The 414-nt window shown below is 47.1% G+C and carries 1 protein-coding gene; it reads left to right on the forward strand.

Translation table 11 applies throughout. From position 1 onward, the window contains the following. Positions 1 to 414: Ig-like domain-containing protein (locus HBA93_RS18895; protein ID WP_221724323.1), on the forward strand; the 414-nt coding region annotated here is incomplete at both ends.

A 414-nucleotide genomic window follows, 5' to 3' on the forward strand; every position in this document is an offset into this window, starting at 1 on the left:
CTGCCGGTTCCGAAGCAGAAAGTGCTGATGGAAATGTCATCACAGACGGTACGCCGGATACGGTCACTGAAACAACAATCGTTGCAAAGGTGAACAATGTCGACATACCGGAAGAAGGAAAGACGATTACCGGCCAATACGGTACATTGGTCATCCATCAGAATGGCGATTATACATATACGCCATTCAATCAACCCGGAAATATCGGCAAGGTAGATCACTTCGAATACACTATTCGGGACACTGTTTCAGGTAAGGAAAGCACTGCTAACCTCGATGTGAGAATTGGCAGTGACAGTATTGATCTGGAGTGGACAACACCGGATGGTCCGGCGACTATCGATCTTGTTGCGAATGATGACACTGCAGAAGCAGGTGTACAGTTCAAAAACGTGGTTGAAGCTATTCCGAACG

This window comes from Ochrobactrum sp. SFR4 (genome assembly GCF_019730395.1).
In the GTDB taxonomy this organism is placed as follows: domain Bacteria; phylum Pseudomonadota; class Alphaproteobacteria; order Rhizobiales; family Rhizobiaceae; genus Pseudochrobactrum.